Source organism: Rhizobium sp. P1_B8 (assembly GCF_056406515.1).
Genome location: NZ_JBFTZZ010000001.1, coordinates 650,940 through 668,486 on the forward strand (window position 1 = coordinate 650,940; position 17,547 = coordinate 668,486).

14 protein-coding genes and 1 other RNA gene are annotated in these 17,547 nt (G+C 62.4%); 9 read left to right on the top strand and 6 right to left on the bottom strand.

Features of this window, described 5'->3' with window-relative positions; translation table 11 throughout:
- Positions 1-45: 45 nt before the first annotated feature.
- The 3 genes from AC1D2N_RS03065 to AC1D2N_RS03075 all read left to right on the top strand — a co-directional run bounded on the left by AC1D2N_RS03065 (position 46) and on the right by AC1D2N_RS03075 (position 6,568).
- Positions 46-1,080, top strand: coding sequence for an aldo/keto reductase (locus tag AC1D2N_RS03065; RefSeq protein WP_130729252.1), 1,035 nt, complete (start codon positions 46-48; stop codon positions 1,078-1,080).
- A gap of 162 nt (positions 1,081-1,242) precedes the next feature.
- Complete coding sequence (locus tag AC1D2N_RS03070; protein WP_018242820.1) at positions 1,243-2,655, top strand: FAD-binding oxidoreductase; 1,413 nt, start codon at positions 1,243-1,245, stop codon at positions 2,653-2,655.
- Positions 2,656-2,857: 202 nt separating this feature from the next.
- A complete protein-coding gene (locus AC1D2N_RS03075) occupies positions 2,858-6,568 on the top strand; it encodes an AsmA family protein (RefSeq protein ID WP_130729251.1) in 3,711 nt (1,236 codons plus the stop codon).
- A 105-nt stretch (positions 6,569-6,673) separates the two neighbouring features.
- On the opposite strand, the gene AC1D2N_RS03080 is transcribed toward AC1D2N_RS03075, so the two are convergent.
- The 4 genes from AC1D2N_RS03080 to ssrA all read right to left on the bottom strand — a co-directional run bounded on the left by AC1D2N_RS03080 (position 6,674) and on the right by ssrA (position 8,308).
- Positions 6,674-6,898 carry a ribbon-helix-helix domain-containing protein gene (locus AC1D2N_RS03080; protein WP_018242818.1) on the bottom strand — a complete coding sequence of 75 codons (225 nt, stop codon included), beginning with the start codon at positions 6,896-6,898 and terminating at the stop codon, positions 6,674-6,676.
- A 159-nt stretch (positions 6,899-7,057) separates the two neighbouring features.
- A complete protein-coding gene (locus AC1D2N_RS03085; RefSeq protein WP_477980695.1) occupies positions 7,058-7,252 on the bottom strand; it encodes a DUF4169 family protein in 195 nt (64 codons plus the stop codon).
- A gap of 50 nt (positions 7,253-7,302) precedes the next feature.
- Complete coding sequence (locus tag AC1D2N_RS03090) at positions 7,303-7,818, bottom strand: SspB family protein (protein WP_018242816.1); 516 nt, start codon at positions 7,816-7,818, stop codon at positions 7,303-7,305.
- Between the two features lie 127 nt (positions 7,819-7,945).
- Positions 7,946-8,308, bottom strand: a transfer-messenger RNA (tmRNA) gene (ssrA, locus tag AC1D2N_RS03095).
- A 111-nt stretch (positions 8,309-8,419) separates the two neighbouring features.
- On the opposite strand from ssrA, the gene AC1D2N_RS03100 reads away from it, so the two are divergent.
- The 5 genes from AC1D2N_RS03100 (at position 8,420) to AC1D2N_RS03120 (ending at position 13,909) form a co-directional block, all read left to right on the top strand.
- On the top strand, positions 8,420-9,214 hold the full coding sequence (locus AC1D2N_RS03100; protein ID WP_130729250.1) for a thymidylate synthase: 795 nt from the start codon (positions 8,420-8,422) through the stop codon (positions 9,212-9,214).
- Between the two features lie 13 nt (positions 9,215-9,227).
- On the top strand, positions 9,228-9,746 hold the full coding sequence (locus AC1D2N_RS03105; RefSeq protein WP_018446517.1) for a dihydrofolate reductase: 519 nt from the start codon (positions 9,228-9,230) through the stop codon (positions 9,744-9,746).
- A 148-nt stretch (positions 9,747-9,894) separates the two neighbouring features.
- On the top strand, positions 9,895-10,977 hold the full coding sequence (gene hflK / locus AC1D2N_RS03110; protein ID WP_018446516.1) for an FtsH protease activity modulator HflK: 1,083 nt from the start codon (positions 9,895-9,897) through the stop codon (positions 10,975-10,977).
- Positions 10,978-10,980: 3 nt separating this feature from the next.
- A complete protein-coding gene (gene hflC / locus AC1D2N_RS03115) occupies positions 10,981-11,937 on the top strand; it encodes a protease modulator HflC (protein WP_018242812.1) in 957 nt (318 codons plus the stop codon).
- A gap of 196 nt (positions 11,938-12,133) precedes the next feature.
- Positions 12,134-13,909, top strand: a complete 1,776-nt coding sequence (locus AC1D2N_RS03120; RefSeq protein WP_026230683.1) for a Do family serine endopeptidase — start codon at positions 12,134-12,136, stop codon at positions 13,907-13,909.
- Between the two features lie 330 nt (positions 13,910-14,239).
- Here the strand turns inward: AC1D2N_RS03120 and serB are convergent, their stop codons facing one another.
- Positions 14,240-15,130: a phosphoserine phosphatase SerB gene (gene serB / locus AC1D2N_RS03125; protein WP_018242810.1), complete on the bottom strand. Its 891-nt coding sequence runs from the start codon at positions 15,128-15,130 to the stop codon at positions 14,240-14,242.
- On the opposite strand from serB, the gene miaA reads away from it, so the two are divergent.
- Complete coding sequence (gene miaA, locus AC1D2N_RS03130) at positions 15,129-16,025, top strand: tRNA (adenosine(37)-N6)-dimethylallyltransferase MiaA (RefSeq protein ID WP_130729248.1); 897 nt, start codon at positions 15,129-15,131, stop codon at positions 16,023-16,025. The genes serB and miaA overlap by 2 nt on opposite strands.
- Here the strand turns inward: miaA and pdxR are convergent.
- Positions 16,022-17,530: a MocR-like pyridoxine biosynthesis transcription factor PdxR gene (pdxR, locus tag AC1D2N_RS03135; protein WP_197729039.1), complete on the bottom strand. Its 1,509-nt coding sequence runs from the start codon at positions 17,528-17,530 to the stop codon at positions 16,022-16,024. The genes miaA and pdxR overlap by 4 nt on opposite strands.
- Positions 17,531-17,547: the final 17 nt, after the last annotated feature.

Below are 17,547 nucleotides of genomic sequence, written 5' to 3' on the forward strand. Positions count from 1 at the left end.
CGAGCGACCAAGGTCTATCTCATAGGAAATACAGGAGACAGATCCATGGACTACAGAAATCTTGGCGCCTCCGGCCTCAGAGTGCCGGTCTTGAGTTTCGGCGCGGGCACATTCGGCGGCAGTGGCCCCCTGTTCGGCGCTTGGGGCAATACCGATGCGGAAGAGGCGCGGCGGCTCGTCGACATCTGCCTTGAAGCCGGTGTCAATCTCTTCGACACTGCCGACGTCTATTCGGCCGGCGCCTCCGAACAGGTGCTCGGCCAGGCCATCCGCGGCCGGCGCGACGCTGTGCTGATCTCGACGAAGACAGCACTGCCGATGGGCGAGGGGCCGCAGGACTGGGGAACGTCGCGGGCGCGGCTGATCCGCGCGACCGAGGATGCGCTGCGCAGGCTCGGAACCGACTATATCGACCTCTTGCAGCTTCACGCCTTCGATGCCTCGACGCCGGTCGAGGAGGTGCTGTCGACGCTCGACGGGCTCGTCGCCGCAGGCAAGGTCCGCTATGTCGGCGTTTCCAATTTTGCCGGCTGGGAACTGATGAAGTCGCTCGCCGCCGCCGAGCGCCACGGCTATCCGCGTTATGTCGCCCATCAGGCCTATTATTCGCTGGCAGGACGCGATTACGAATGGGAGCTGATGCCGCTTGGCGCCGACCAGGGTGTGGGAGCCCTCGTCTGGAGCCCGCTTGCCTGGGGACGGTTGACCGGCAAGATCCGCCGCGGCCAGCCGCTGCCCAAGGCAAGCCGGCTGCATGAGACGGCGCAATACGGTCCGCCTGTCGACGACGAGAAGCTATTCGACATCGTCGAGGTGCTGGACACCATCGCATTAGAAACCGGCCGGACGGTGCCGCAGATCGCCATCAACTGGCTGCTTAACCGGCCGACGGTATCGAGCGTCATCATTGGCGCCCGCAACGAGGAACAGCTCCGGCAGAACCTCGACGCGGTCGGCTGGAGCCTGTCGAGGGAGCAGATCGAAAGGCTCGACGCCATAAGCTCTGTCACGGCGCCCTATCCCTATTTTCCCTATCGCAGGCAGGAGGGTTTTGCGCGGCTCAATCCGCCTATTGTCTGAGGTGCGGGGACTGCGGACTTGGCTATAGCAACCGGCCTATAACAAAGTAGGAATGAAATCTTCTGCCAATCTTAACTGGACAGCCGCTTTGACTTGCCGCATACCCAGCCTGACCTGCGGAACACGATATGGTTTCTGCGGAATGGCAGGGAGATCAAAGGGATGGCGCTGAAGGACGCGAAGGCGGGCACACGCAACGAGGCCGGAATTGCCGCGGTGCTTGGTATTCTCAAGCAGAGCTTCGGCGAGCGTTTCCAGACCGGCCAGTCCTTCCGCGAACAGCATGCCCATACGACCACTTACATCCCGCCGCAGCTCCCGGACGGTGTGCTCTTCGCCGAGAGCGCCGAGGATGTGAAGGTGGCGGTCAGGGCGTGTGCGACCCACAAGGTGCCGGTGATTGGTTTCGGTGTCGGCACCTCGCTGGAGGGCCAGGTCAATGCCGCCAATGGCGGTATTTCGATCGATTTCAGCCGCATGAACCGGGTGCTCGAGGTCAATCCGGAAGATCTCGACTGCACCGTCGAGCCGGGTGTGACACGCGAGGCGCTGAACATCCACCTGCGCGATACCGGCCTGTTCTTCCCGATCGATCCCGGCGCCAACGCCTCGATCGGCGGCATGGCCTCGACGCGGGCCTCCGGCACCAATGCCGTGCGCTACGGAACTATGAAGGACAATGTGCTTGCCGTCACCGCGGTCACCGCCAATGGCGAGGAGATCCGCACGGCCCGGCGCGCCCGCAAATCTTCCGCCGGCTACGACCTGACGCGGCTTTTCGTCGGCGCCGAGGGCACGCTCGGCATCCTGACCTCGGTAACGCTGCGCTTGCAGGCGATTCCGCAGAAGATCGCCGGAGGGGCCTGTGCCTTTCCGAGCATCAAGGCCGCTTGTGATGCCGTCATCATGACGATCCAGATGGGCATTCCGGTGGCGCGCATCGAGCTGCTCGACACGGTACAGATGCGGGCCTGCAACGCCTATTCCAAGCTCTCCTATGCCGAAAGCCCGACACTGTTCCTCGAATTTCACGGCACCGACGAGACGGTGCCGTTGCAATCGGCAGCCTTTGCCGAGATCGCGGCGGAATGCGGCGGCGGCGAATTCCTGTGGACGGCCAATGCCGAGGAACGGACGAAGCTCTGGAAGGCGCGCCACGACGCCTATTGGGCCGCAAGGGCGCTTGCGCCTGGGCTTGCCGCACTTTCGACCGATGTTTGTGTTCCGATATCGAGGCTCGCCGATTGTGTTTCCGAAACGCAGGCGGATATCGAGGAGCACGGGCTGTTGGGGCCGATTGTCGGCCATGCCGGCGACGGGAACTTCCATGTGCTGCTGTTGTTCGACGATAAAAGTGCCGAAGACATCGCCAGGGCTGAGAGCTTCGTGCAGCGGCTCAACCAGCGAGCGCTCGACCTAGACGGGACATGCACCGGCGAACACGGGATCGGGCAAGGCAAGATGGCGTTTCTGGAACAGGAGCTCGGCGGCGCGGTGGATCTGATGCGACAGGTGAAACAGGCGCTCGATCCAGACGATATCTTCAATCCCGGCAAGATTTTCCACCATGGCTGAAAACGGAATATTCTCATGAACTTGGGCCTTGCCCCCGGCATGAATAGCGCTAGAACAGAATGATGTTGGGCAAGCTCAACCTGAAATCTGAATCCTGTTCTCAAATAAAGAGTTAGAGCATGATGTCGTCCGAAAACCGCTCACACTTTTCGGCATCATGCTCTAGTGTCGGCAACAGAATCCCGAATGGAGACGCTTTGCATTGGTAGGCCGGTTCCTCGTCTTTCTGGGGGGAGTGATCGTCGTAGTGCTGTTTGTGGCGCTGCTTGCGCCGCTGTTCATCGACTGGACGGATTTCCGCAAGAATTTCGAGGATCAGGCAAGCCGCATTATCGGTAAGAAAGTCACCGTCTACGGCACGGTGGATGCGCGCCTGCTGCCGTTTCCATCGGTGACGCTGCATGATGTGCGCGTCGGCCAGGAAGCGGACGGCACGCCGATCGTCAAGGTCGAGCAGTTCTCCATGGATGCGGAGCTCGCACCTTTCCTGTCCGGCGAAGCGCTGATCTTCGACATGCGCATCGTCAATCCGAAGGTGCGCTTGAGACTGCTCAAGGACGGCACGCTCGACTGGATGCGCGGCAGCCGCGCGGAAATACCGGCAAGGACCGTCGTTCTCGAAAACGTGCATGTCAGCGGCGGCGAGGTCGAATTCATCGACGACCAGTCGGGCCGCTCGCGTCGCATCACCGGACTCAATGCGGAAATGTCGGCAAAGTCGCTGGCCGGCCCCTGGCGCATCGAGGGCGACGCTGCGCTTGACGGCGAGCACGGCGGCTTCTCGATCTCGAGCAGCCAGCCGGACGACAAGGGCGTGCTGCGCATGCGCACGAGGCTTTCGCCGGACAAGCACCCTGTCAGCGTCGATCTCGACGGCGAGCTGAAGCTCGTAGACAGCAAGCCGAATTATCAGGGCCAGCTTTCGGCGGCGATCGAGATCCGCAACAGCGCCAAGCCCGCCAACAAAAAAGAGCAGCCGCCGCGCGTCAAGGGCCGCTTCGAGCTCACCAATGAACGCATCCGCATTCCCGAATACCGGATGGAGATCGGCCCGACCGACGATCCCTATGTCATAACCGGCGAGGCGACGCTCGATACCGGCAATGCACCGGAATTCCTGCTGACCGCCGACGGGCAACAGATCGACGTCAACCGTATCGGCAATCAGGGCACTGCCGGCAAGACGACGCGCGATGCGGCTGTTTCGGCGCGCCAACGGCTGAATTCGCTGATCGATATCGTCGGGCAGGTGCCGATCCCGCAGGTGCCGGGCAAGGCGAGCGTCAAGCTGCCGGCGATCGTCGCCGGTGATACGACGTTGCGTGACGTGCAGTTGGAGCTCGAGCCGGCCGGCACCGGCTGGATGATCGACAGCGCCACCGGCACGCTGCCGGGGCGCACGCAGGTGGAAGGCAAGGGCAAGCTCCTGCTTCAGGGTGAGGCCTCGTTCAACGGCCAGATCGTGGTGGCTTCCAGCCAGCCGACCGGGCTTGCCTCCTGGCTTGCCGGCTCGGTCGATCCGGCCATCCGGCAACTGCGGCGGGCGGGCTTTTCCGCCAATGTCAGCCTGACGCATGAATTGCAGCGTTTCGAAAATCTCGAGATTGCCATCGGACCGGCGACGCTGAAGGGCCGGCTGGAGCGCCAGGCGATTTCCGGCCAGACGCCGACGCTGTCGGTGGCGCTAAACGGCGATACGCTCGATCTCGACGCGCTGCAGGCGCTGAGCGGGCTCATGACCGGCCAGGATGCCGGCGACAACGTGCTCGACCACAAGATCGCCGCCCAGCTTAAGGCCGACAAGTTCACCGCCTTCGGCGTCAGTGCCGACAATGTCGAGACCACCTTTACGATCGCCGATGGCGCGCTTGCCGTCGACCGGCTGTCGATCAAGGATATCGCAGGCGCCGAGCTGACGGCGACGGGCAGAGCGGAAGGCTCATTGCTCGACTACAAGGGCGCGGGTGAAATCACCTTCAAATCGGCCGATCCCGGCGGCTTCTTTACCATGCTGCGCGAGCACCTGCCGCGTCACCCGGTGCTCGACCGGCTGGTGCGCAATGCCGGGTGGTACGGCAATACGGCGCTTCGCGGCGCGCTGACGCTCGGCGGCGACGAGGGCAACGCGCTGACGGTGACACTTGCCGGTGTCTCGAACGGCAGCCGCGTCAATCTCGACTACCGCATGTCCGACCTCTTGGCGCTGACCGGCAATGGCACGACGAGCCTTGAGGCAACGCTCGAAAACGCCGTGCCGTCCATCCTGTTCGGCCAGGCCGGGCTCGACCCGCTGCCGGTCGATGTCGGGGCCAATGGCCGCCTGACGCTGAAGGTGAAGGCATCGGGCAATGATCCCGCCGATGCGGCCCTGAGCTTTGCGACCGACCGGACCTCGTTCACCGCCAACGGCAAGGTCGATGTTCGGCCGGAGACCTTCATGAACGGCCAGATCGGGCTTTCGCTGGACAGTGCCGATATCGACCCCTATCTCATCATGAACGGCATCGCCCTGCCGCAGACCGGAACCGGGTTGCCGCTCGGCCTGCAGGTCAATGCCGCCGTCGACAGCGACAGGATCGTCTTTTCGGATCTCAAGGGGCATGCGGCCGATAACGAATTTTCAGGTGCGCTGACCTTCGACCGGAAGGCTGCGAAGACGACCGCGAGCGGTGGGCTGACACTCACCAAGGCCGATGCCGGCTGGCTCGGCGAGGCGGTGTTCGGCCAGATCGTCGATCCCGCCAACGGTCAGCTGACGACGGCGCCGCTGGGGCTGCCCATCTTCAAGGATCTCGACGTCAACGTGAAGCTGATGGCCAAGCAGTTCTGGCCGGGCCTGCCGGATACGGCGGTGTCGGACTTCACCAGCAACGTCGCCTACAAGGGCGACGAGTTGCAGCTCAACGACATGGCCGGCAACTGGGACGGTGGAAAGCTTTCCGGCAACCTGCTCTTCACCAATGCCAACGGCACCGGCTTCCTGCAGACGAAGCTTGCGCTTGCCGATTCCGATCTTTCCGGCGTCGTCTGGCTGCGCGACGGCGCGCCGATCGCCAACGGCAAGTTCGGATTGTCGCTGTCGATGGAGGCCTCGGGCAAGACGATCGGCGAAATTGCCAGCTCGCTCAATGGTTCGGGCGAACTGAGGCTTGGCGATACCAGCATACGCGGGCTGAATCTTGCCATCCTTCCGCCGCTGCTTGCCGCGACCGATACGATGCAGGAGCAGATCAATGCCGGCAAGGTGCATCCGATCATCGAAACGCTGCTCAGCAACGGCGAGGCGAAGCTGCCGCCGCTCGGCGTCCCCTTCAACATCACCGACGGGACGCTGAGGGTGCAGAATGTCACCGTCGCCAACGATCTCGCCCGCATCACCGCCGATGCGCAGATCGCGCTGCCGGAAGAGCGGGTCAGCGCGACGCTGGGTGTCGGGTTCAATCCGGGCACCGAAGCGCTTTCTGGTGCGGAGCCGGCGCTCAGGCTGAATTTTTCCGGCATGCTGCCATCACCCGGCAAGACGATGGATGTGACCGATATCACCAGCTATCTGTCGCTGCGCGCTTTCGAGCGCGAGCGCCGGCGGGTCGAACGGCTGCAGGCGATCGTGCTCGAAAAACAGCGGCTGCGCCGCGAGGTGGCGCTCTATCGGTTCAACGACGCCGAGCGCATCAAGGCGGCCGAGATCGAGCAACAACGGCAGGCGGAGGAAGAGCGGCTGCGTGCACTGGCGCAGCAAGCAGCCGCTGTGAAGGCTGCTGCCGAGGCAGAGGCTGCACGCGCGGCGGAAGCCAAAGCGAAGGCGGATGCGCAAGCGAGGGCTGCCGCCGAGGCGGAAGCGGCACGGCGCAGCGGGCAAGCACAGCCGGGTCCACTCAATTTTGACCAGTTGCCGGGCGTTCAGGCGCAGTGAGATTGCGTAGAATTTGATTCATGCAAGGCGTATCAGATCTTTGTTTTCATTGATTTTTCGCCCCAAATCGCCCCACGGTTTTGTGCAGCACGCATGAGGCCCGGGTCACGGCTGGCGGTCGCCCCCAGCCTTCAGCCAGGAAAGCACATGCAAGCGCAGCGCCGAGGACAGGTTGCTGTCCGGCGGGCGGTGGTCGTCGATTTCGGAGATCAGGGCGGCGAGCGGTATCGAACGGCCCGCGGCAATCATCTTCAGCTCGGCCCAGAACTCATCTTCAAGCGAAAAACTGGTGCGATGGCCGTGCAATGTCGCCGAATGCTTGCGGATCATGGAGCGCCTTCACATCCCGGTTAGAGCGCCGCGCGTCCGCGAGGACGCGCTCAGGACGTTTTGTCAAATCATGCGTGGGTTGGCAGATCGATTCAAGGAAACCGCGCAAGTGGCTGATCGCAGAATCCATTCCAGCTTTTCAAGCTTTGTGTGAAACCCTCACGCGCCGTCGTCATCAGTCTCGATCCGGCCGTCGCGATGGATCTTGTCGGCCTTGTCGTTCAGGCTGCGGGTCAGTTGCTTTTCGGCCTTGGCGCGGCCGAAGGAAATACGGTTCTGTTCGGCCTGCTCCTCCTTTTCGGAGCGAGCCTGCTTCTTGCGGAACTGGCGCAGATTGATGATTTCGGCGCTCATGCGTTTGCCTGAATTCCCTATGAAAAAGGGAGGCTTGGCCTCCCTTCAAATCACTGTTTCTTGCGGAAGGAGTCGAGTGAGACGACGGAGCCCGGTTTCTTCTCTTCGCCGTCGGCGGGTTTTGCGCCAGCGGCGTCATCCGACTTTCCAGCCGCATCCACCGGATAGGCGGTGATTTCACCGGACGGCAATTCCTCGCCATCGGCGAGAGGCACGTCGAATTCGAGCTCGAAGTTGACGGAGGGATCATAGAAGCCGCGGATCGCATTGAATGGGATGACCAGCTTTTCCGGAACGTCCGAGAAGGAAAGGCCGATCTCAAAATGCGTCTCGGTGATCTTCATGTCCCAGAACTGGTGCTGGATGACGATGGTCATCTGCTCGGGGTATTTCGACTTCAGATGCTGGGAGATGCGCACCCCGGTCGCGCCCGTGAGGAAGGTGATGAAGAAGTGATGATCACCGGGCAGGCGGCCCGTGGCTGCGACTTCCGCCAATACCTTGCGGATGACGCCGCGAAGTGCATCCTGTGCCAGAATGTCGTAGCGGATATGATCCTGCCCCATGCTTTTCCTGTCTTTCGTCGGTTCGGAGTCTTTTCACAAGGTTGTATGCCACGTCCGGGCGCCTTGGGAAAGACCGGAGCCGAGTCACGTTTTTAAGCAGCATACATGATTTCGGCGGCAGGGAGAAGGTGAAGGCTTCTGTTGCCAGGTGCCTTCGGACCCCGCCTAGAGGTGCGAACCACTAGGACTTTGATTGAAGTGTCACACCGCGATTAAGCAGCGAGACGAGCTTCCGCATAGTTGTCGTTTGCAACTACAATTTTAGCCCGATAACGGCGGTACAATGCCGAGCAAAAAGACGATCTTTACACCCTTGTCGATCCTGTTTCGCCCCCATCAAAAGCCGGCCTTCGAGACCGCCGGTTTTTGGTGGAGGCGCCGGGTACCGCCCCCGGGTCCAATAGGTTTATTACACCGCTCGTTTATCGCCATAGCCGGCCCGAAAGCCGGCATGGGTGATATAGTGGTTTCCTCAGCCCAAGGAAAGGGCAAACGTCATAAAAGCGTAATGCGACCCATCAGAAACATTGGGAAAATGCCCGGCGGTGATTGGTTTCCCGATGTTGAAGGCTTAAATTAGCCGAAACGGAATCAGCGCGACATGAAGCAATATCTCGATCTCTTGAATTATGTGATGGAAAAGGGCTCCGACCGGGGCGACCGCACCGGCACCGGCACACGCTCAGTCTTCGGCTACCAGATGCGCTTCGACCTGGAAGAGGGCTTCCCCGTCCTCACCACGAAGAAGCTGCATCTGCGCTCGATCATCCACGAGCTTCTCTGGTTCCTGAAGGGCGAGACGAATATCCGCTATCTCAAGGAGAATGGCGTTTCGATCTGGGACGAATGGGCCGATGAAAACGGCGATCTCGGGCCTGTTTACGGCGCCCAGTGGCGCTCCTGGCCAGCGCCCGACGGCGGCCATATCGACCAGATCGCCAATCTCGTCAAAGGCATCGTCAACAATCCGAATTCGCGCCGCCACATCGTCTCGGCCTGGAATCCGGCCGAAGTGGACGAAATGGCGCTGCCGCCCTGCCATTGCCTGTTCCAGTTCTATGTGGCTGATGGCAAGCTTTCCTGCCAGCTCTACCAGCGCTCGGCCGATATCTTCCTCGGCGTGCCGTTCAATATCGCTTCCTATGCGCTGCTGACGATGATGGTGGCTCAGGTGACCGGACTGAAGCCTGGCGATTTCGTCCACACGCTCGGCGACACCCATCTCTATCACAACCATTTCGACCAGGCGAAACTGCAGCTTGCACGCCGGCCGAAGCCGCTGCCGTTCATGCGCACCAATCCTGAGGTGAAGGACATTTTCGGCTTCACCTTCGACGATTTCGAGCTGATCGGCTACGAGGCCGATGCCAGCATCAAGGCGCCGATCGCCGTCTGATCCAGGATATTCCATGGCCGACATCCGCAGGACCATTATCGCCGCCGTTGCCCGCAACGGCATTATCGGCCGCGATGGCGACATGCCGTGGCGGCTTTCGAGCGACCTCAAGCGCTTCAAGGCGCTGACATTGGGCAAGCCTGTGGTGATGGGCCGCAAGACCTACGATTCGATCGGCAAGCCGCTGCCGGGACGGCCGAACGTCGTCATCTCGCGGCAGGCGGCGATAGACCATCCTGATGTCTCCATGGCCCATACGCTGCCGGAGGCGATGACGGCGGCCGAAAGGCTGGCGCTCGAAACCGGCGTCGACGAAATCTGCATTCTGGGCGGCGGGCAGGTCTATGCCCAGGCGATCGGCCTTGCCGACCGGATGTGCATCACGCATGTCGAGGCTGATCTCGATGGAGACGCGTCGTTTCCCGTGATCGATCCCGACACCTGGCAGGCGGGGGAGGCGATCGCGGTTCCGGCCGGCGAAAAGGACAGCTATCCCACGCGTTTCATCGTCTACGAACGCCGTCACGCCTGAAAATGAACTATTTTCCAATTAAATTGACCAAGTTTCTCACGCTGCGTTGAAAGGCGATGCGGCGATACCTATAACGGTCACCAACGCGTCCGCCGGTCAGCCCCCACGGTTTCGGATGCGTGGAGACTTAACGAACAACGAGGTTTTGATGCCCTGGAGCAATCAGAATGGCGGCGGCGGCCCTTGGGGCGGCGGCGGCGGTAATAATCAGGGACCATGGGGACAGGGGCCGAACCGGCCGCGCGGTGGCGGCGGCAAGGGCGGACCGCCTGATCTGGAAGATATCATCCGGCGCGGCCAGGACCAACTGCGCAACATCATTCCCGGCGGCTTCAACGGCGGCGTGGCGGTGATCGTCGCGGCGATCGTCGCCGTCTTCTGGCTGATCCAGTGCATCTATGTCGTGCAGCCGGACGAACGCGGCGTCGAACTGCGGTTCGGCAAGCCGAAGGCCGAGATTTCCATGCCGGGCCTGCATTTCCACCTGTGGCCGATGGAGACCGTGGAGACGGTCAAGGTGACCGTGCAGCAATTGAACATCGGGGCGACTTCGGCATCGTCTTCGAACGGCCTGATGCTGTCCAGCGACAAGAGCGTCATCAACGTGCAGTTCGCTGTCTTCTACACCGTCAGCGATCCCAAGGCCTATCTCTTCAACGTCGAAAATCCGGCAGAGACGCTGCAGCAGGTTTCCGACAGTGCCATGCGTGAAATCGTTGGCCGGCGTCCGGCGCAGGACGCCTTCCGCAGTAATCGCCAGCCGATCGAAGTGGATGTGCTCAATATCCTGCAGGACACGATGAACCGCTATGGCGCGGGCGTGACCGTGACCGGCGTGACGATCCAGAACGTGGCGCCGCCGCGGGAAGTCGCCGATGCTTTCGAAGAAGTGCAGCGTGCCGGCCGTGACCGCGATAGCACGATCGAAGAGGCCAATCGCTACACGAACCAAAAGCTCGGCCAGGCGCGAGGCGATGCGGCCAGAATCCGCGAAGATTCAGCCGCCTACAAGGACCGTGTCGTGAAGGAGGCGGAAGGTGAAGCGCAGCGGTTCACGGCGATCAACGACGAATATTCCAAGGCGCCCGATGTGACCCGCAAGCGGTTGTACCTCGAAACGATGGAGCAGGTGCTGAAGAACTCCCGGAAGGTCATCATCGACGAGAAGCAGGGCGTCCTGCCCTATCTGCCGCTCAATGAGCTCGGCAAACCGGCGCAACAGGGAGGTTGAGTCATGACATCGAACAGACTTCCCATCATTCTCCTCATCCTCGCCATTGTGCTGGTCGGGCTTTATTCGTCCATCTTCGTGGTGAATGCACGTGAGCAGGCCATCGTCGTCCGCTTCGGCCAGATCCAGTCGGTCAAGACCGAGCCTGGGATTTATTTCAAGCTGCCTTTCGGCTTCATGGATGCCGACCGCGTTCAGTTGGTCGAAAAGCAGGCGCTGAGGCTCGATCTCGACAATATCCGCGTTCAGGTCCAGGACGGCCAGACCTTCGACGTCGATGCCTTCGTGATCTATAACATCTCGGATGTTCGCCGTTTCCGCGAAACAGTATCGGGCGATCGCGAAGCCGCAGAAGCGCGGTTGAGGGCGCAGCTCGATTCATCGCTTCGCCGCGTCTACGGTCTGCGTGACTACAATGCCGCGCTCTCGGAAGAGCGTGTCGCAATGATGCTGGAGATTCGCGACGATCTGCGCACGGATGCCGAAAATCTCGGCCTGCATATAGACGACGTTCGCATCCGCCGCACCGACCTTTCGCCGGAGGTTGCGCCGAACACCTATAATGCCATGCGTTCGGAACGCCTTGCCGAGGCGGAGCGCATCCGTGCTGAGGGCAATGAGGAAGGCCAAAGGCGGCGCGCCATCGCCGACCGTCAGGTTGTCGAGCTCACCGCGGGCGCCCAGCGTGATGCGGAAATCCTTCGAGGCCAGGGCGATGCGGAACGCAACCGCGTCTTCGCCGAAGTCTTCAGCAAGGATCCAGCCTTCTTCGAGTTCTATCGCTCGATGGCGGCCTATTCCTCCGCTCTCTCGTCGCAGGACACGACGCTGGTGCTGTCGCCGAATTCGGAATTCTTCCGCTATTTCGACAATGCCGCCGGCACCCTGCAGCCGTCGCCAGCAAGCCCGGCAGTGCCGGCTCCGGCAGCGCCTGGGGCACCTGCCCAGCCGACGAATTGAAGCAGGGGGTACCCCGATAATCCTGGAAGGGCCGGCCCGAGTGCCGGCCCTTTTTTCGTGGAATGGTCGCGATAATTGGGCTTTTGCGAGGCCACGTCACATTGCACGGGGATTTCGCGAAAAGGTGATTTCGCCCTCCATCATTCCGCCTTATGCTGGTGCTCAATGTGCGCATGACCCCTTATGAGGAAGCTTGATGGCCCCCACGATTCGCTCGCCCTTCAGACGAACGCTCGCGCTTATGGCCAGCGCTGCAATTCTTGCGCATGCCGGCATGAACGGGGTCGCCTACGCCCAAACCGCGCCTGAGACGACAGCACCCGGGGTTGCGACGCCCGCTCCGGTTACTCCTGAGCCGGCTGCTCCCGCACCCACACCGCCGGCCGCGGCTGCACCGGGAACAGCTGCTCCCGCTCCTACGCCTCCCGTACCCGCCGCACCGCAGCAGGCCGCCGCGAGCCAGGCCGTCGTGCCGAATAACGGCCCGGATTCGGTCGCCGATCTTGCCGAGGGGCTGCTCGACGCGGTGGTCAACATCTCGACCTCGCAGAATGTGAAGGACGACGAGGGTGCAGGCCCGGCGCCGCGCGCCCCCGACGGCTCGCCTTTCCAGGAATTCTTCAACGATTTCTTCAACAAGCAGCAGGGCAACAAGGGCGGCAACCACAATGTCAGCTCGCTCGGCTCCGGCTTCGTTATCGATCCGGCCGGCTATATCGTCACCAATAACCACGTGATCGAGGGCGCCGACGACATCGAGATCAATTTCGCCAACGGTTCGAAGCTCAAGGCGAAGCTGATCGGCACCGATACGAAGACCGATCTTTCGGTGCTGAAGGTCGAGCCGAAGGCACCGCTGAAGTCCGTGAAATTCGGCGATTCCAGCAAGATGCGCATCGGCGACTGGGTGATGGCGATCGGCAATCCGTTCGGCTTCGGCGGTTCGGTGACGGTCGGCATCATTTCCGGGCGCGGCCGCAACATCAATGCCGGCCCCTACGACAACTTCATCCAGACGGATGCGGCGATCAACAAGGGCAATTCCGGCGGCCCGCTCTTCAACATGAAGGGTGAAGTGATCGGCATTAACACGGCGATCATTTCGCCGAGCGGTGGCTCGATCGGCATCGGTTTCTCGGTGCCGTCGGAGCTTGCCTCCGGCGTTGTCGACCAGTTGCGCGAATATGGCGAGACGCGGCGCGGCTGGCTCGGCGTGCGCATCCAGCCGGTGACTGACGATATCGCCGACAGCCTCGGGCTCGACACTGCAAAGGGCGCGCTGGTCGCCGGCGTCATCAAGGGTGGCCCAGTCGACGACGGCTCGATCAAGGCGGGTGACGTCATTTTGAAATTCGACGGCAAGACCGTCAGCGAAATGCGCGACCTGCCGCGTGTCGTGGCGGAAAGCACAGTCGGCAAGGAAGTCGATGTGGTGGTGCTGCGCGACGGCAAGGAGCAGACCGTCAAGGTGAAGCTTGGCCGGCTTGAGGACAGCGATCAGGCGGCTGCATCCGATGATGCGGCGCCTGATGGTTCGCAGGATGACGGCGTGATCACCCCGGACCCCGGCGAGAACAACGACATGGACCAGCCGGATACCGGCGATCAGGCCCAACCCGCACCTGATACACCCGACCAGCATAAGGGCCAGGTGTCGCCGGATGCGGCGACGCCGAAGAACGTGCTCGGGCTGTCGCTGTCGCTGTTGAGCGCCGAGACGCGCAAGGCCTTCGGCATCGCCGAGAGCGTCGACGGCGTCGTCGTCACAGAGGTGACGCCCGGCTCCGCCTCCGCCGAAAAGGGGTTGAAGCCCGGCGACGTGATCGTCGAGGTGGCGCAGGAGTTCATGAAGTCGCCGGATGCGGTCGCCGCCAAGGTGCAGGCGCTGAAACAGGAGGGCCGCCGCAACGCCCAGCTGATGATCGCATCGGCGAATGGTGATCTGCGGTTCGTGGCGGTGCCGATGGAATAGGGGAGCTACGGCGGTAGTGAATTAGCCGCCGTACTCTCCAACTCTCCCTCATTCCTCTGCTTGTCATAGGAATCCAGTGCGCCTAAGTCCTTGGGCGCAGAAAACTCTTCTCTCCTGACGTAAGTCACTCACCGCGCAGACGCGCGGTGGCTGGTTTCCTGTGACGAGCACAGGAATGAGGGCGGAGAGGGTGTGCCGGGGGGCCTTTCGAAACGGAATCGGTGGCCTAACGGTCCGGAGGTGACAGGCTATTTGGCGGGTTTACGGAGGTTGCCTTCCGTACGAGCCACCAGCGATCAGCCCCGATTGGGAATGTCGCTGGTATCGCGCTCATACCGTCACGAAATCCGTCTTCCGGTAGCCCTGGATGTAGAGCAGTGCGGTCAGGTCGCCGTGGTTGATGCGCATCTGCGCTTCGGCAGCGACTGCCGGCTTGGCGTGGAGGGCGACGCCGGAGCCTGCAAGGTGCAACATGCCGAGATCGTTGGCGCCGTCACCAACGGCGATCGCTTCTTCCGGCGAAATGCCGAGGCGAGCCGAAATCTCGTTCAGCGCATCGACCTTCGCCTGCTTGCCGAGGATTGGTTCGGCGACGAAGCCGGAGAGAATGCCGCCGTCTTCGAGCAGTGTGTTGGCGCGGTTCTCGTCGAAGCCGAGAGTGGCGGCGATGCGGCTGGTGAAGACGGTGAAGCCGCCGGAGACAAGCGCGGTGTAATGGCCTTTCGACTTCATGGTGGCAAGCAGTTCCGGGCCGCCCGGGGTGAGCGTGATGCGCTTGGCGATCACCTCGTCGACGACCGATATCGGCAGGCCCTTCAGCAGCGCAACACGCTCACGCAGGGCAGGCTCGAAGGCGATCTCGCCGTTCATGGCGCGGGCGGTAATGGTCGCGACCTTCTCTTTCAGGCCGACTTCGGCAGCGAGTTCATCGATGCATTCCTGGCCGATCATCGTCGAATCCATGTCGGCGATCAGCAGCTTCTTGCGGCGGGTTTCCTGCTCCTGGATGACGAGATCGATCGGTGCGTTTGATATGACGGCAAGGATATTGGCCTCGGCCGCTTGCGCATCGGTGCCGTCGCGCAGCGCGATGTCGCAGGCAACGCCATCGGCCAGCCAGTAGAGACCGGAAGCGTTCACGGCCTCGGCCGCCTGCTCGGCGATTTCGGGTGTCAGCACGGGATTTGACGGATTGGCAACAAGCGTGGCAACGAGGGCCATGATGGAAAACCTTCTGAGCACAGTGAACGCGATCCTGATAACCGGGCCGACCGCCAGCGGCAAGTCCGCGCTCGCCGTCGAATTGGCCAAGCGCCATGATGGCGTGGTCGTCAACGCCGACAGCATGCAGGTCTACGACACGCTGCGGGTGCTGACCGCGCGCCCGTCGGAAGAGGAGATGCAGGGCGTGCCGCACCATCTCTACGGCCACGTGCCGGCCGGTGCGGCCTATTCCACAGGCGGCTGGCTACGGGATGTCTCGGCATTGCTGCCGACGCTCAGGGCCGCAGGGCGGCTGCCGGTCTTCGTCGGCGGCACGGGGCTTTATTTCAAGGCGTTGACCGGTGGTCTCTCAGATATGCCCGAGATACCGGAGGCCCTGCGGAAGGCACTCAGGTCGCGGCTGCTGGAGGAGGGCCCGGACGGGCTCTATGCCGAACTCGCGGTGGCCGATCCCGCCATGGCGGCAAGCCTCAACCGCCAGGACGGGCAGCGGATCGTGCGGGCGCTGGAGGTGATGAAGGCGACGGGGCGGTCGATCGCCGATTTCCAGGGCCAGTCGGGACCGGTGATCATCGACGCCGCCCAGGCCCGCAAGATCGTCGTGCTGCCGGATAGGGCGGTGCTGCATCAGCGCATCAACGGGCGTTTCGAAAAGATGCTGCAGCAAGGCGCGGAAGACGAAGTAAGGGCGCTGCTTGCGCTCGACCTGCCGGCCGAGGCGCCTGTGATGAAGGCAATCGGCGTGTCGCAGATTACGGCGATGGTCAGGGGTGAGATGACGCGCGACGAGGTGCTGGAGAAGGGAGCTGCGGTGACGCGGCAATATGCCAAGCGGCAAATGACATGGTTCCGCAACCAGATGGACGATAGCTGGGAACGGCTGACAGTTTAGGTTTCAGTTTGTTGCGGGCCTCCTGCTTGAGACATCTGCTGGTTCAACAGTTTGACGAGTTCGCCAACCGCCGCCTGTAGCTGGTCCGCCAGAAATCCGCCGAAGCCCAGCATCAGGCCGGGGCGTGCCGGCCGCGCGGAATACATCGGGGAGATCGCACGCACGGCAAGGCCGGCCGACAGGGCACCGGCTGCGAGTTGCACGTCATCGACCTCCTCGGGCAGCCATAGAAGAATATGCATGCCCTGGTCGCTCTGCTGAACGCAGCACCCCTCCGGCAAGGCCCGCTCGAGCGCCGAGAGCAGAACAGCGCGGCGTTCGGCATAGAGGCCACGGATGCGCCGGATATGCGCTTCGAAATAGCCTTCCCGCATGTAGGCCGCCAAAACGTGCTGTTCGGCGATCGGCGAATGCCGGTCGAGAATGGCACGGGCGCCGGCAAAGGCTTCTGCGAGCTGAGGAGGGGCGATGACGTAGCCGAGGCGCAGGGAGGGAAAGAGCACCTTGCTGAACGTGCCGAGATAGATGACGCGTGACGGACGCAATCCCTGCATTGAGGGAAATGGGTGTCCGGCATAACGCAGCTCGCTGTCGTAGTCGTCCTCGACGATCCAGGCACGATTTTGGTCGGCCCAGGCGATCAGGGCATTGCGTCGGGCCATGCTGAGCGGCATGCCGATCGGATATTGGTGCGAAGGGGTCACGAATGCGGCGCGCGCCTGCGGACATAGCTCGAGGCCGCGTTCCACGTTCATTCCCTGTGCATCGACCGGCAGGCGGTGCGTCCGGACGCCGAGATCGTCGAGCACTGCCGTCAGGCCGGGGTAGGCCGGGTCCTCGGCCCATACCGGATCGTCACGCGAGAGAAGGACCCGCCCCGCCATATAGAGACCTTGCTGAGTGCCTGATGTGACGATGACCTGTTCCGGCTCGCAATGAACGGCCCGCGCACGGCGGACGTGGTCGGCAATGGCAAGCCTGAGTTCGAGCAGACCCATCGGGTCGTGGTAACCCGAGGGTGCGGCCTGTCTCGACGCGCGCACGCGGTTGCCGAGACGGCGCCAGTTGTCGTCGGGCGCAATGCCGGAAGCCGGGACGGCGATGGCAAAGGGAACGGGCGGGTGCGGGGTGAGCGCACGGGCGATGGCGATCAGCCGAGCAGCCTGGGAAGGCAGATCGACGGCATCCACGGCAGACGGCACCGCCGGTGCAGGCGGGGGTGCCGGCGTGGTGTCAATCAGATCAGCGGCAACACGGGTTCCGGCTCCGACCCGCGCTTCGAGATAGCCTTCGGCGGTCAACTGATCGAACACCTCGACGACAGTGCCGCGCGCGATCTTCAGCGAAGCTGCAAGGCTACGCGTCGAAGGAAGGCGTTCGCCTGGCCTCAGCTCACTGCAGGCGATTGCGTTCCGCAGGGCCTGCGCAAGCTGGCGACCGACATTGTCCGTTCGGTCGATTGCGTTGAGCGATGGGATTTCGATAGTGCTGCGCCGTTTGGACATCGCAAAATGGTCCATAG

Coding starts and splice junctions, on each gene's coding strand:
- AC1D2N_RS03065 (WP_130729252.1), top strand. CDS start 46: ATGGACTACAGAAATCTTGGCGCCTCCGGCCTCAGAGTGCCGGTCTTG.
- AC1D2N_RS03070 (WP_018242820.1), top strand. CDS start 1,243: ATGGCGCTGAAGGACGCGAAGGCGGGCACACGCAACGAGGCCGGAATT.
- AC1D2N_RS03080 (WP_018242818.1), bottom strand. CDS start 6,898: ATGATCCGCAAGCATTCGGCGACATTGCACGGCCATCGCACCAGTTTT.
- AC1D2N_RS03085 (WP_477980695.1), bottom strand. CDS start 7,252: ATGAGCGCCGAAATCATCAATCTGCGCCAGTTCCGCAAGAAGCAGGCT.
- AC1D2N_RS03090 (WP_018242816.1), bottom strand. CDS start 7,818: ATGGGGCAGGATCATATCCGCTACGACATTCTGGCACAGGATGCACTT.
- AC1D2N_RS03100 (WP_130729250.1), top strand. CDS start 8,420: ATGAAGCAATATCTCGATCTCTTGAATTATGTGATGGAAAAGGGCTCC.
- AC1D2N_RS03105 (WP_018446517.1), top strand. CDS start 9,228: ATGGCCGACATCCGCAGGACCATTATCGCCGCCGTTGCCCGCAACGGC.
- hflK (WP_018446516.1), top strand. CDS start 9,895: ATGCCCTGGAGCAATCAGAATGGCGGCGGCGGCCCTTGGGGCGGCGGC.
- hflC (WP_018242812.1), top strand. CDS start 10,981: ATGACATCGAACAGACTTCCCATCATTCTCCTCATCCTCGCCATTGTG.
- AC1D2N_RS03120 (WP_026230683.1), top strand. CDS start 12,134: ATGGCCCCCACGATTCGCTCGCCCTTCAGACGAACGCTCGCGCTTATG.
- miaA (WP_130729248.1), top strand. CDS start 15,129: ATGATGGAAAACCTTCTGAGCACAGTGAACGCGATCCTGATAACCGGG.
- serB (WP_018242810.1), bottom strand. CDS start 15,130: ATGGCCCTCGTTGCCACGCTTGTTGCCAATCCGTCAAATCCCGTGCTG.
- pdxR (WP_197729039.1), bottom strand. CDS start 17,530: ATGTCCAAACGGCGCAGCACTATCGAAATCCCATCGCTCAACGCAATC.